General features: G+C 71.6%; 11 protein-coding genes and 1 other RNA gene. 11 read left to right on the forward strand and 1 reads right to left on the reverse strand.

What is annotated here, in order from left to right:
* The first annotated feature begins 8 nt into the window (after positions 1-8).
* From ftsX to ACFV18_RS16165, 9 genes are all read left to right on the forward strand, one after another.
* Positions 9-917, forward strand: a complete 909-nt coding sequence (ftsX, locus tag ACFV18_RS16125; protein WP_380483536.1) for a permease-like cell division protein FtsX — start codon at positions 9-11, stop codon at positions 915-917.
* Between the two features lie 43 nt (positions 918-960).
* Positions 961-2082, forward strand: coding sequence for a S41 family peptidase (locus tag ACFV18_RS16130; protein WP_380483538.1), 1122 nt, complete (start codon positions 961-963; stop codon positions 2080-2082).
* Positions 2083-2126: 44 nt separating this feature from the next.
* Positions 2127-2603: an SsrA-binding protein SmpB gene (gene smpB / locus ACFV18_RS16135; protein ID WP_380483539.1), complete on the forward strand. Its 477-nt coding sequence runs from the start codon at positions 2127-2129 to the stop codon at positions 2601-2603.
* An 82-nt stretch (positions 2604-2685) separates the two neighbouring features.
* Positions 2686-3948 carry an alpha/beta hydrolase gene (locus ACFV18_RS16140; RefSeq protein WP_380483541.1) on the forward strand — a complete coding sequence of 421 codons (1263 nt, stop codon included), beginning with the start codon at positions 2686-2688 and terminating at the stop codon, positions 3946-3948.
* A gap of 77 nt (positions 3949-4025) precedes the next feature.
* A complete protein-coding gene (locus ACFV18_RS16145) occupies positions 4026-5312 on the forward strand; it encodes an alpha/beta hydrolase (protein WP_380483543.1) in 1287 nt (428 codons plus the stop codon).
* 90 nt (positions 5313-5402) lie between these two features.
* Positions 5403-5781, forward strand: a transfer-messenger RNA (tmRNA) gene (gene ssrA, locus ACFV18_RS16150).
* Positions 5782-5929: 148 nt separating this feature from the next.
* The gene (locus tag ACFV18_RS16155) at positions 5930-8230 is read left to right on the forward strand and encodes a HelD family protein (protein ID WP_380483544.1); all 2301 of its coding nucleotides are present in this window, start codon (positions 5930-5932) and stop codon (positions 8228-8230) included.
* A 327-nt stretch (positions 8231-8557) separates the two neighbouring features.
* Complete coding sequence (locus ACFV18_RS16160) at positions 8558-10033, forward strand: NAD-dependent malic enzyme (RefSeq protein ID WP_380483546.1); 1476 nt, start codon at positions 8558-8560, stop codon at positions 10031-10033.
* 439 nt (positions 10034-10472) lie between these two features.
* Positions 10473-10754: an HU family DNA-binding protein gene (locus ACFV18_RS16165; RefSeq protein WP_014136004.1), complete on the forward strand. Its 282-nt coding sequence runs from the start codon at positions 10473-10475 to the stop codon at positions 10752-10754.
* 75 nt (positions 10755-10829) lie between these two features.
* Here the strand turns inward: ACFV18_RS16165 and murA are convergent, their stop codons facing one another.
* Positions 10830-12185, reverse strand: a complete 1356-nt coding sequence (gene murA, locus ACFV18_RS16170) for a UDP-N-acetylglucosamine 1-carboxyvinyltransferase (protein WP_380483548.1) — start codon at positions 12183-12185, stop codon at positions 10830-10832.
* A gap of 218 nt (positions 12186-12403) precedes the next feature.
* On the opposite strand from murA, the gene ACFV18_RS16175 reads away from it, so the two are divergent.
* Together ACFV18_RS16175 and ACFV18_RS16180 are read left to right on the forward strand one after the other, a co-directional pair.
* Entirely contained in the window at positions 12404-12982 is a 579-nt protein-coding gene (locus ACFV18_RS16175) for a YqgE/AlgH family protein (RefSeq protein ID WP_380483549.1), read from the forward strand.
* Positions 12983-13042: 60 nt separating this feature from the next.
* A complete protein-coding gene (locus ACFV18_RS16180; RefSeq protein ID WP_030459614.1) occupies positions 13043-13318 on the forward strand; it encodes a DUF3039 domain-containing protein in 276 nt (91 codons plus the stop codon).
* The last annotated feature ends 42 nt before the right edge of the window (positions 13319-13360 follow it).

Raw genomic sequence — 13360 nt, forward strand, 5'->3', positions numbered from 1 at the left:
AGAGAAGCATGCGCGCCCAGTTCGTTCTGTCGGAGATCGGTGTCGGTCTCCGCCGCAACCTGACCATGACGATCGCCGTCGTGGTCAGTGTCGCGCTCTCGCTCGCCCTCGCCGGTGCCTCGTTGCTGGTTCGCGACCAGGTCAACTCCATGAAGGACTACTGGTACGACAAGGTCGAGGTCAGTATTTACTTCTGCGCCAAGTCGGACCACAACTCGTCCCAGTGCGCGGCCGGAGCGGCCACCGACGACCAGATCCAGGCGGTCAAGGCCGAGCTGGACAAGCGCTCCGACCTGGTGCAGAGCGCCACCTTCGAGAGCCCGCAGGAGGCGTACCAGCACTTCAAGGAGTCCAACCCGGACAACCCGCTGCTCGCGGCGGTCGGTGCGGACGCGCTGCCGGCGTCCTGGCGGGTCAAGCTCAACGACCCGACCAAGTACGACGTGATCCAGAGCGCCTTCGCCGGCAAGCCCGGCGTCAAGTCGGTCGAGGACCAGCGCAAGATCCTGGAGAACCTGTTCGGCCTGCTGCGCGGCCTGCAGACCGCCGCCTTCGTGATCATGGCGCTGATGCTCTGCGTGGCACTGCTGCTGATCGTCAACACCGTCCGGGTGTCGGCGTTCAGCCGTCGCCGCGAGACCGGCATCATGCGGCTGGTCGGCGCGTCCAACTTCTACGTGCAGATGCCGTTCATCGCGGAGGCCGCGTTCGCCGCGCTGCTCGGTGCGGCGCTGGCCTCGTTGCTGCTTCTGGGTGGGCATTTCTTCGTCCAGGGATGGCTGGCGAAGAAGGTGCTGTTCATCCACTTCATCGGCCTGTCCTCGGTGCTGGCGGTCATTCCGCTGCTGGTGGTGGTCGGTATGGCGATGGCCGGCATCGCGGCGTTCTTCACCCTCCGCAAGTACCTGAAGGTCTGACGGGCCGTCGGCACTGCCCGCCGGTGGCCCTACACTCGCTGGCATGCCGACAGCTCCGCGAGTGCGCCAGGGGATGACCCTCGGCCTGGTGTTCGGCGCCGTGCTGTTCGCCGGAGCCGCTTCCGGGGCCTGGGGCGAACCGATCGGTTCGCCCCAGGCCCCTTCGTCGTCCGACGGGGTCCGCGGCGCGGACCTGTCCGGGGCCGACCTGAGCCCGCAGGAGGCCCGGCAGCTGGTCGGCGCCAGCGGCGACCGGTGGGCGGCCTACCTCAGCCCGCAGCAGTACCGGGACTTCACCGGCGGCCGCTACCCGGGCGTCGGACTGTCCGTGGAGCGCGCGGCCGGCGGCCCCACGGAGGTGGCCGGGGTGCTGCCCGGCTCGCCCGCCGCCCGGGCCGGCATCACCGTCGGCAACCGGCTGGTCAGCGTGGACGGCGTCCAGGCGGACCGGCTGCCGGTCACCGAGCTGGTGTCCCGGCTGCGCGGCGGCCCGGCCGGCAGCGCGGTCGTGGTCGGGGTGCGGGACGGTGACGGGCCGGTGCGCGAGCTCGGCCTGACCCGGGCCGAACTGGCCGCCCGCGAGGTGGAGACCGACCGTCCCAGCCCCGGCGTGGCGCGGATCGCGGTGCACGCCTTCACCAAGGGCGTGGCCGGCCAGGTGCGCGCCGCCGCGGCCGGCGCCCGGGGCGTGGTGCTGGACCTGCGCGGCAACTCCGGCGGTCTGGTCGAGGAGGCCGTCGGCGTCGCCTCGGCGTTCCTCGACGGCGGCCCGGTGGCCAGCTACCAGGCGCGTGGCGAGCGCCGCGAACTGACCGCCGCCCCCGGCGGCGACACCGCCGTCCCGCTGGTGGTGCTGGTCGACGGCGGCACCATGAGCGCCGCCGAGCTCCTGGCCGGCGCCCTGCAGGACCGCTCCCGGGCCGTCCTGGTCGGCGAGCGCACCTTCGGCAAGGGCACCGTCCAGCAGCCCAGCACGCTCGCCGACGGCTCGGTGCTCGAACTCACCGTCGGCCGCTACCAGACCCCGGCCGGCCGCTCTCCGGACGGCACCGGCGTCCAGCCCGACGTTCCCGCCCCCGCCGGCGACGGCACCGGGACGGACGATCTGGCCCTGCGGGTGCTGGACGGGCTGAGCCCCGCCCCCGAACCGCCCACCGCGCCGTAAAGGGGCTGCCGAGGTCGCCCCCGAGGTGCGAGAATGACGGAGCTATGGCAAAGGAAACGGGCAAGAAGCTGGTCGCGCAGAACAAGAAGGCGCGGCACGAATACACCATCCTCGACACCTACGAGTGCGGAATGGTGCTCACCGGAACCGAGGTCAAGTCGCTCCGCGAGGGCCGGGCCAACCTGGTCGACGGCTACGCGTACATCCAGGGCGGCGAGGCCTGGATCGACAACGTCTTCATCCCCGAGTACACCCAGGGCACCTGGACCAACCACTCGGCCCGCCGCAAGCGCAAGCTGCTGCTGCACAAGATGGAGATCCGCAAGCTGGAGTCCAAGGCCAAGGAGACCGGCCACACCCTGGTCCCGCTGTCCCTGTACTTCAAGGACGGCCGCGCCAAGCTCGAAATCGCCCTCGCCGTCGGCAAGAAGCTGTACGACAAGCGGCAGACCCTGCGCGAGCGGCAGGACCGCCGCGAGGCCGACCGGGCGGTTGCCGCGGTCCGCCGCCGGCAGGGCTGACGCCCGCGCTGATCCGGCGTCAGGTCAAGGGTGTGCCAACCCGGTTGCGTGCGGTGACCGGACGCTTTCGTACGATCTCCGGGTGGACTCCTCACTGCTGAGCGGCTGGCTCCCGTGGACGTTGCGCATTCTGGCCCTCGCGGCGGTGGGTGCGGCGGTGGTTCGGGTCAGCCCGTTCTGGGTGCGCCGCCGACTGCCGTGGGCGGCCGGCGGGGCGCTCCTGGGCACCGGGCTGATCGCCGTTGTGGTGGTGCTGTTCGGCGATGTCCAGGACGGGCTGCCGGTCGGGATGTGGTTCTGGGTGTTCTGCGCCCTGCTGGCGCTCGGCACGCTCGCCTGCGGCCTGCAGGGCGCCCGCTGGTGGAACATGACCGCGGTGCCGATCGCCACCGCGCTGTCCGTGCTCTGCGGCGCCAACTCGCTGAACGCCGCCACCGGTTACTACCCGAGCGTGGACATCGCCCTGTCCGACCTGGCGGGCGCCCCGGTGCCCCAGCAGATGAGCCTCGACCAGGCGCTCGGCACGGTCGGCAAGGCCACCGAGGGCCGGGTGGTCGCGGTCGACATTCCGGCGGAGCCCAGCGGTTTCCAGCACCGGCAGGAACTGGTCTACCTGCCGCCGGCCTGGTTCAAGAGCAAGAACCGCCCGCAGCTGCCGGTCGTGGAGATGATCGGCGGCCAGTACATGTCCCCCAGCAACTGGGTGCGGGTCGGCGACGCGGTGAAGACCGCCGACGCCTACGCCGCCGCGCACGACGGCTATGCCCCGGTGCTGGTCTTCGTGGACGCCACCGGCGGTTTCAACGCCGACACCGAGTGCGTCAACGGTCCGGCCGGCAAGGCCCAGGACCACCTGGTCAAGGACATCCCGCCGTTCATCGTGAAGACCTTCGGCACCGCCTCCGGCCCGCGCTCCTGGTCGGCGGCGGGCTGGTCGATGGGCGGCACCTGCGCCCTCGACCTCGGCGTGGTGCACCCCGAGGTCTTCGGTCACTTCGTCGACATGGCGGGCGACCTCGGACCGAGCACCGGCAGCAAGCAGCAGACCATCGAGAAGCTGTACGGGGGCGACGCCGCGGCGTGGGCCGCGAACGACCCGCTGACGGTGCTGCGCGGCAAGCACGGCGACTACAGCTCCTCCTCCGGCCTGTTCATGGTCGGCGACACCGAGGCCGGCCACATCGCCAACGCCAAGGAACTCGACCGGGCCGCCAACGCGGCCGGCCTGAAGACCCGGGTCGAGGTCCACCCCGGCAAGCACGACTGGCAGTTCGGTGCTTTCGCGTTCAAGGAATCGCTGCCCTGGCTGGCCAAGGAACTCGGCCTGCCGGGCGCCGGCGGCTGACCGGCGGCACTGTCGCAGCTTCGTCACCGTCCACCCGGAGGGCGCCGTGCCGCCGTTCGGGCGCCTACCATCCCCGGGTGGACATCTCCTTGCTGGACGGCTGGTTCCCGTGGACGGTGCGCGCGCTCGCCGTCGCCGCACTGCTGGCCGCGGTCGGCCGGCCCGGGCGCCGCTGGTGGCTGCGCCGGCTGCCGGTGGCGGTCGGTGCGGCGGCCGGTGCGGCGGCGCTGCTCGCGGTCGGGGTGCTGGAGCTGTCGGGGATCACCGACCCGCTGCCGACCGCGCTGTGGGCCTGGCTGGGCGTGGCCCTGCTGGCGGCGCTGGTGCTGGTGCTCGGTTGGCGCGGGGCGCGCTGGTGGCACCGGGCGGCGGTGCCCGTCGCGGTGCTGGCGGCGGTGCTGGCCGGGGCGAACACCCTGAACGCGGAGACCGGCTACTACCCGACGCTGGGCGACGCGATCGGCGAACTCTCCGGCTCCCCGGTGCCCGACCAGATGAGCCTGGACCAGGCGCTGCACACCACCGGCCGCACCGGCACCGGCCGGGTGGTCGCGGTGGACGTCCCCGCGGTGCCGAGCGGCTTCGCACACCGGCAGGAGCTGGTGTACCTGCCCCCGGCCTGGTTCCGCAGCAAGATCCGGCCCAAGCTGCCGGTGGTGGAGATGGTCGGCGGCGAGTTCGCCGCCCCCGACAACTGGGTGCGGGCCGGCAACGCGGTGAAGACCGCCGACGCCTACGCGGCCAAGCACAACGGCTTCTCCCCGGTGCTGGTGTTCGCGGACGCCACCGGCGGCTTCAAGGTCGACACCGAGTGCGTGGACGGCCCGGCCGGGAACGCCGCCGACCACCTGGTCAAGGACCTGCCCAAGTACGTCGAGAAGACCTTCGACACGGCCGCCGACCCGAAGAAGTGGGCGATGGCCGGCTGGTCGATGGGCGGCACCTGCGCGATCACCCTGACCGCCGCCCACCCCGAGGTGTTCGGCCACTTCCTGGACATCTCCGGCGACCTCGGCCCGTACATCGGCGACAAGCAGCAGACCATCGACAAGCTGTACGGCGGCGACGCCGCCGCCTGGGCCGCGTACGACCCGCAGACCGTGCTGGCCGCGCACCGCGGCAAGTACAAGGGCGTCACCGGGATGTTCGACGTCGGCGACCAGGAGAGCGGGCAGCTCGCGCACGCCAAGCAGCTGGAGGCGGCGGCCGGGAAGGCCGGGCTGGTCACCCGCCTGAGCGTCGAGCCCGGGCGGCACGTCTGGCAGTTCGCGGCGGGTGCCTTCGAACGCCAGCTGCCCTGGCTGGCCCAGCAGTTGGGCACCCCGGGGGCGGCCGCGAAGAACCCGCAGGCAGCCGCTCGTTAATGCGCTGGACCCTTGACGCGCCGCCCGAGTACTATGGCAGCGCATCACCCGGAGGGCCTCGCCCGCCGGTGCTGTTTGTCAAATGAACATGGGGATGATCGGTTTCGACAGTGGCTGTCGAAACAGGAGAAGCGAGCCGAGGAACGCGGCAATGATCTCGTTAACCATCTGTCGCAAAAAAATAATCGCCAACTCTAAGCGCGATTCCCAGCAGTTCGCTCTCGCTGCCTGATCAGCGAAAGTGAATGGGTGTCAGCCCGGGGCGTTCCCGACCCGGATCCTGGCATAATCTAGGGAACTCAACCTTCCACCCCGGCCGCGGGGGTGGCGGGGAAACCAAACAGTGGCTGGGCCTGTTGGCGGCTTGTCCGCGTGACTGCCAGGGCCGAGAAACTCACAGCGGACTGCGCTCGGAGAAGTCCTGAATCCTCTCCACTGGACCCGGGTTCGATTCCCGGCATCTCCACCACCCCATGTGCATCGCAGAGCCGTCCTCCACCCGGAGGGCGGCTCTCGTGCGTTCCGGGGGTGTTCCGTGGGTGGGGGTCCTCGTCTGCGGAACAGTTCATCCCGTAAGATCGTCCGTCCGCCTTTTTCTCCGTACCTCAGGGGGCTCCTTGGGCGCGCACGGCTCTGCCGAGCACCACACCGATACTGTCCGCGACCGCGAGATCGCGGGGGAGCAGCAGCATCTCGACACCGTCTACCAACGGCTGGAGGAGAAGCTCGCCGAGGCGGAGTACATCCTGGAGGACGCCGCGAAGCGCGTGCAGGTCGGCACCCCCGGCGCACTCGCCGAGCGCGACGCCCAGGTGTACCGCGCGGGCGCGCACCTGCAGCGGCTGAACAACGAGTTCGAGGACTTCCTCTTCGGACGCATCGACCTGCAGCAGGCCGATGCCCCCGAGGAGCACGGGATCCCCTCGCAGACGCCGATGGACCCGGCCGACCCGGCGGTCGCCGAGAGCCTGCACATCGGCCGGCTCGGCGTACTCGACGCCGAGTTCGGCCCGCTGGTGATCGACTGGCGGGCCCCGGCGGCCGCACCCTTCTACCGGGCCACGCCGCTGGAACCGGGGCGGGTGATCCGCCGCCGGGTGATCCGCTCCAAGGGCCGCAAGGTCATCGGCGTCGAGGACGACCTGCTGCGCCCCGACCTGACCCCGACCCTGGACGGCGAGGAACTCGCCGTGGTCGGCGACGGCGCGCTGATGGCGACCCTGGGCCGGGCCCGCGGCCACACCATGCGCGACATCGTCTCCTCCATCCAGAAGGAGCAGGACGAGGTGATCCGGGCGGCCGCGGCCGGCGCCACCCTGGTCACCGGCGGCCCCGGCACCGGCAAGACCGCCGTCGCCCTGCACCGCGCCGCGTTCCTGCTCTACCAGGACCGCCGCCGTTACGCGGGCGGCATCCTGGTGGTCAGCCCGACGCCGCTGCTGGTCTCCTACACCGAGGGCGTGCTGCCCTCGCTGGGCGAGGAGGGCCAGGTGGCGATCCGCGCGGTCGGCAGCCTGGTGGACGGCATCGAGGCCACCCGCTACGACAGCCCCGAGGTGTCCCGGATCAAGGGCTCCTCGCGGATGGTGCAGCTGCTGCGCCGGGCCGCCCGGGCGGCCCTGGAGCTGGACGCACCGACCGAGCTGAAGGTGTTCGCCCGCGGCCAGGCGCTGCGGCTGGACGCCGGCCGGCTGAAGACCGTGCGCGGCAACGTGGTGGGCGGCGGCGGCACCCCGCTGAACCTGCTGCGCCCGCGCGCCCGCCGTCTGCTGCTGGACGCGCTCTGGTCGGAGGCGGTGCGCGAGCTGCCGAAGCCGGTCAGCCACGCCGAACGCGAGCAGCGCCAGGAGGAACGCGAGTCCTTCGACGAGTACGTGTCCGACGAGGCGGTGTTCCTGGACTTCCTGGACGCCTGGTGGCCGGCCGTCACCCCGCGCCGGGTGCTGGCCACGCTGCGCCAGCACCGGCACACCAACCGGATCGCCCGCCGAGCCGTCACCCCGGAGGAGGCCCGCCTGCTGGCGGCGTCCTGGCGGCACCTGGACGAGCGCGGCGCCGGCGAGCTGTCGGCGCACGACGTGGCGCTGGTCGACGAGCTGCAGGTGCTGCTCGGCGAGCCGGCCCGTCCGAAGGTCCGCGAGGTCGACGCGATCGACCTGCTGACCGGCCTGGACGAAGTCACCACGTACGGCGAGCGGGCCTACGGCCGGCGGGAGCGCGAGCGCGTCCCCGAGGAGCGGCGCGAGTACGCGCACGTGATCGTGGACGAGGCGCAGGACCTCACGCCGATGCAGTGGCGGATGATCGGCCGCCGCGCCCGGATGGCGACCTGGACCATCGTCGGTGACCCGGCGCAGTCGTCCTGGCCGTTCCCCGAGGAGGCGCAGGCGGCGATGGGCGAGGTGCTGGCGGGCAAGCCGCGCCGCCGGCACACGCTGACGGTGAACTACCGCAACCCGGCGGAGATCGCCGAGGTGGCGGCGAAGGTGCTGGCGCTGGCCGCGCCGGGCACCCCGTCGCCGAGCGCGGTCCGGGCCACCGGCGTGCGGCCGCGGTTCGCGGCGGTCCGGGAGGCCGACGCGGAGTCCTTCGGCAAGGCCGCCCGGGCCGAGCTGGAGCGGCTGCTGGCCGAGGTGGACGGCACCGTCGCGGTGGTCGTCCCGATGGACCGCCGCGCGGAGGCCGCGTCCTGGACCGAGGGCCTGGGCAGCCGGGTGGTGGCGCTGGGCAGCCTGGAGGCGAAGGGCCTGGAGTACGACGCCACCGTGGTCGCCGACCCGACCGGCATCGCCGGCGAGTCCGAGGCGGGCCTGCGGGTGCTGTACGTGGCGCTGACCCGCGCCACCCAGCGGCTGACGGTGCTGTCCGGCCCGGACGACCTGCCGGACGCCGCCGGAGTCCCGGCCCTGCTGAAGTAGCACGCACGAAGGCCCCCCACCCGGAGGTGGGGGGCCTTTCGTCAAGCAGAACACCGACCCGCCATGCTCGCCTCGCGGCAAGTGGTCCCTCGAAGGGACGAAGGTTGGGCCCGGGGGCTTGGATCGAGCCGGTGCCGTTCCAATGTAACGCATCGGCGCCCACGGGCAAGGACGCCGTCTGCCCGGGACCGGGCGGGTTTGTCGGATCCGCACACTCAATGAACGTTATTTCTGGCAAGCCCTCGGTAGGTGCGACGATCGATACCTAGCATGCTGCGCGATTACCAGGCCGTTCACGGTCTGCTGATTCTAGGAAGAAGGACGTCGATGGCGACGGTGCCCAGTGTCTCGAACTCGATCACGGTCCGGTTGGAGGTGCCGGCCACCGGCAACGCGGTGAGCTCCATCACCACCGCGGTCGAGTCCTCCGGCGGCTCGGTCACCGGCCTGGACGTCACCGCCTCCGGCCTGGAGGCGCTGCGGATCGACGTCACCGTGGCGGCGTCCTCGGTGGCGCACGGCCAGGAGATCGTGGAGAAGCTCCGCGCGATCGACGGCGTCAGCATCGGCAAGGTCTCCGACCGTACGTTCCTGATGCACCTCGGCGGCAAGATCGAGATGTCCTCGAAGCTGCCGATCCGCAACCGTGACGACCTCAGCATGATCTACACCCCCGGCGTGGCCCGGGTGTGCATGGCGATCGCGGAGAACCCGGAGGACGCCCGCCGCCTGACCATCAAGCGCAACTCGGTCGCGGTGGTCACCGACGGCTCGGCGGTGCTGGGCCTGGGCAACATCGGCCCGAAGGCCGCGCTGCCGGTGATGGAGGGCAAGGCGGCGCTGTTCAAGCGCTTCGCGGGCATCGACGCGTGGCCGCTCTGCCTGGACACCCAGGACGCCGACGAGATCGTGGCGATCGTCAAGGCCATCGCCCCGGGCTTCGCCGGCATCAACCTGGAGGACATCTCCGCGCCGCGCTGCTTCGAGATCGAGGCCCGGCTGCGCGAGGCACTGGACATCCCGGTCTTCCACGACGACCAGCACGGCACCGCGATCGTGGTGCTGGCCGCGCTGACCAACGCGCTGAAGGTGGTCGGCAAGGAGATCGGCGAGATCCGCGTGGTGATGAGCGGTGCCGGCGCCGCGGGCACCGCGATCCTCAAGCTGCTGATGGCCGCGGGCGTCGCGCACGCCACCGTGGCGGACGTGCAGGGCGTGGTCCACCTCGGCCGCGGGGACCTCAACGAGAACCTGCGCTGGATCGCCGAGAACACCAACCGCTCCGGCCGCACCGGCACCCTCAAGGAGGCGGTGGCCGACGCCGACGTCTTCATCGGTGTCTCCGCCCCGAACGTGCTGGACGGCGACGACCTGGCCACCATGGCCAAGGACGCCATCGTCTTCGCGCTGGCCAACCCCGACCCGGAGGTCGACCCGGCGGTGGCCCGGCAGACCGCCGCGGTGGTCGCCACCGGCCGCAGCGACTTCCCCAACCAGATCAACAACGTGCTGGTCTTCCCGGGCGTCTTCCGCGGCCTGCTGGACGCCCAGTCCAGCAGCGTCGACACCGAGATGATGCTGGCCGCCGCCCGCGCGCTGGCCACCACCGTCACCGACGACGAGCTGAACGCGAACTACATCATCCCCAGCGTCTTCCACCCGGGCGTCGCCAAGACCGTCGCCTCGGCCGTCCGGGACGCCGCCGTGGCGGCCCGTGGCGACGCCGAGACGGCCCCCGCGAAGCCCACCCCGGGCATCGTCGGAACGCTCGACACCGCCGCGTTCCCGGCCGTTCAGCTCTGAGCCGGTGAGCGCCCGGCACGTTCGCCGCGGCCGGATTGCGGCGAACGTGCCGGATCCCTTGCGACACAAGGGAAAGGGGCGTGTTTGGGCTTGTCGGTGCCAGGGCGTACGGTAGCCCTGCGACGGGGCGGCGTGTCCGACAAGTACGGAACGTCCCCGGTTGTGCCACGGCGTGTCGTCCCGGCCGCCGCCCGCCCCGGCCACCCCGGAGCCGACGGAGCGTCACACCTCTGTCCGGTGGGCGCTGTTCGGGTCAACCACGCCGGTACCCGATTGGCTTTCTCAGTGCCGGTCGAGGCAGGATTCGTACCCAGGCGGGCAGTTTGCGGCGCTTCGCGGTGCGAGCCCGGCCCCTGACCACCCCTCGCCTGAACGAGCACCGTGCCGCGGACCGGCCATGCCTCCGCGCACGGCAGAGCAACAGACCACAGGAGTACACATGAACCGCAGTGAGCTGGTGGCCGCGCTGGCCGAGCGCGCCGAGGTGACCCGCAAGGACGCCGACGCCGTGCTGGCCGCCTTCGCCGAGATCACCGGCGAGGTCGTCGCCAAGGGCGACGAGAAGGTCACCATCCCCGGTTTCCTGACCTTCGAGCGCACCCTGCGCGCCGCCCGCACCGCCCGCAACCCGCAGACCGGCGAGCCGATCCAGATCGCCGAGGGCTTCAGCGTCAAGGTGAGCGCCGGCTCGAAGCTGAAGGAAGCCGCGAAGGGCAAGTGACCCTCCGCTGAACGCGACGGTGGCCGGCCTCCCCTCGGGGAGGCCGGCCACCGGCTTGTTACGGGCCCTGCGCCGTCAGGCGGTCAGCTCGACCTCGGCCGAGTCGACCTCCGACGGCAGCTCGATGTGCGCGCCCAGGTCGCGCAGCTTGTCCATGAAGTTCTCGTAGCCGCGGTTGATCAGGTCGATGCCGTGCACCGTGGAGGTGCCCTCGGCGGCCAGCGCCGCGATCAGGTACGAGAAGCCGCCGCGCAGGTCGGGGATGACCAGCTCGGCGCCCATCAGCTTGGACGGGCCGGAGACCACCGCGGAGTGGTTGAAGTTGCGCGCCCCGAACCGGCACGGGGTGCCGCCCAGGCACTCCCGGTACAGCTGGATGTGCGCGCCCATCTGGTTCAGCGCGCCGGTGAAGCCCAGCCGGGACTCGTACACCGTCTCGTGCACGATCGACAGGCCGGTGGCCTGGGTCAGCGCCACCACCAGCGGCTGCTGCCAGTCGGTCTGGAAGCCCGGGTGCACGTCGGTCTCCAGGGCGATCGCCTTCAGCTCGCCGCCCGGGTGCCAGAACCGGATGCCCGCGTCGTCGATCTCGTAGGCGCCGCCGACCTTCCGGAAGGTGTTCAGGAAGGTCATCATCGGGATCTGCTCGGCACCCCGGACATAGATGTCACCCTTGGTCGCCAGCGCCGCGCAGGCCCAGGACGCGGCCTCCAGACGGTCCGGCAGCGCCCGGTGGGTGTAGCCGTCCAGCTCGTCCACACCGGTGATCAGGATGGTGCGGTCGGTGCCCAGCGAGATGATCGCGCCCATCTTCTGCAGCACGCAGATCAGGTCGACGATCTCCGGTTCGATCGCGGCGTTGCGCAGCTCGGTGACGCCCTCCGCGAGCACCGCCGTCAGCAGCACCTGCTCGGTGGCGCCGACCGACGGGTACGGCAGCTCGATCTTGGTGCCGCGCAGCCGCTGGGTGGCCACCAGGTAGGTGCCCTGCGGGTGCTTCTCGATGGTGGCGCCGAACTGGCGCAGCACCTCGAAGTGGAAGTCCACCGGCCGGCCGCCGATGTCGCAGCCGCCCAGGCCCGGGATGAACGCGTGGCCGAGGCGGTGCAGCAGCGGGCCGCAGAACAGGATCGGGATGCGCGAGGAGCCGGCGTGTGCGTCGATGTCCGCCACGTTGGCGCTCTCGACGTGCGACGGGTCGAGGATCAGCTCGCCCTCCTCGTCGCCGGTGCGGACAGTGACCCCGTGCAGCTGCAGCAGGCCGCGGACGACCTTGACGTCCCGGATGTCCGGAACGCTGCGCAGTCTGCTGGGGCCCTGGCCGAGCAGTGCGGCGACCATGGCCTTGGGGACCAGGTTCTTGGCACCGCGGATCTGGATCTCGCCTTCCAGCGGGTTTCCGCCGTGGACCAGCAGGACGTCGTCGGTCATCGTTCTCGCAATCCGGGTGCGCAGGGGGAGGTTTTCGGCTGCGAAGCTGAGGGAAAGGCCCTTCGCCACCTCATAGATGGTAGAGGGTGGGCGATTGGTTCCCGTGTGCCCTATTGGTGATCATGCTGGAGGGGGTGCCCGGCGGCACCGCCATTGGGCCGGACGGGTGGCCTGCCCGCGGTCCGCCGGGTGTCCTGCGGGGCCCGTCGGGAGGCATCATGGCAGGCATGGAAGCGGCCCCCTCGTTCACCGGGCGACTGCTCGTGGCGACGCCCGTGCTGACGGATCCGAACTTCGCCAGGTCGGTCGTCCTGCTGCTCGACCACGACGCCCAGGGGGCGCTCGGCGTGGTCCTCAACCGGCCCACCCCCGTGGACGTGGCCGCCGTGCTGGACGGCTGGGCGTCGCTGACCGGCGACCCCGCGGTGGTGTTCCAGGGCGGCCCGGTGGCGCTGGACTCGGCGCTGGCGATCGCCGTGGTGCCCGGCGAGGAGACCCACCCGGGGCCGCTCGGCTGGCGGCGGGTGCACGGGGCGATCGGCCTGGTCGACCTGGAGGCCCCGCCCGAGGTGCTGGCCGGGGTGCTCGGCGGCATGCGGGTGTTCGCCGGCTACGCCGGCTGGTCGCCCGGCCAGCTGGAACAGGAGATCGCCGAGGGCGCCTGGTACCCGGTGGAGTGCGAGGCCGGCGACGTCTCCTGCGTCGAGCCGGACCGGATGTGGCGGGCCGTGCTGCGCCGCCAGCGCGGGCCGCTGGCGATGCTCGCCACCTACCCGGACGACCCGATGCTGAACTGACCGGCGGCCTGTTCCCGCATGGTGGCCGCGTTCCGCGCGGCCACCATAGACTTGGCACCCATGAGCACTCTTGAGCCCGAGCGCGGCCTCGGCACCGGCACCCTGGTCGAGCCCGTCCCGCAGACTTCGCACGGGGACGGCGACCACGAGCGCTTCGCCCACTACGTCCAGAAGGACAAGATCATGGAGAGCGCGCTCTCCGGGTCCCCCGTGGTGGCGCTGTGCGGCAAGGTCTGGGTGCCCGGCCGCGACCCGAAGAAGTACCCGGTCTGCCCGATGTGCAAGGAGATCTTCGACGGGCTGAACAACCCGGGCGGGGACGACAAGAAGGACTGACGTCCGACCGGTGCGACGCCCCGAGTGGTCTATGCCAATCGG

Source organism: Kitasatospora sp. NPDC059673, assembly GCF_042734215.1.
GTDB lineage: Bacteria > Actinomycetota > Actinomycetes > Streptomycetales > Streptomycetaceae > Kitasatospora.

Bases quoted from the DNA above. Each gene is read 5' to 3' on its own strand.
- ftsX (WP_380483536.1), top strand. From the start codon at position 9: ATGCGCGCCCAGTTCGTTCTGTCGGAGATCGGTGTCGGTCTCCGCCGC.
- ACFV18_RS16130 (WP_380483538.1), top strand. From the start codon at position 961: ATGCCGACAGCTCCGCGAGTGCGCCAGGGGATGACCCTCGGCCTGGTG.
- smpB (WP_380483539.1), top strand. From the start codon at position 2,127: ATGGCAAAGGAAACGGGCAAGAAGCTGGTCGCGCAGAACAAGAAGGCG.
- ACFV18_RS16160 (WP_380483546.1), top strand. From the start codon at position 8,558: ATGGCGACGGTGCCCAGTGTCTCGAACTCGATCACGGTCCGGTTGGAG.
- ACFV18_RS16165 (WP_014136004.1), top strand. From the start codon at position 10,473: ATGAACCGCAGTGAGCTGGTGGCCGCGCTGGCCGAGCGCGCCGAGGTG.
- murA (WP_380483548.1), bottom strand. From the start codon at position 12,185: ATGACCGACGACGTCCTGCTGGTCCACGGCGGAAACCCGCTGGAAGGC.
- ACFV18_RS16175 (WP_380483549.1), top strand. From the start codon at position 12,404: ATGGCAGGCATGGAAGCGGCCCCCTCGTTCACCGGGCGACTGCTCGTG.
- ACFV18_RS16180 (WP_030459614.1), top strand. From the start codon at position 13,043: ATGAGCACTCTTGAGCCCGAGCGCGGCCTCGGCACCGGCACCCTGGTC.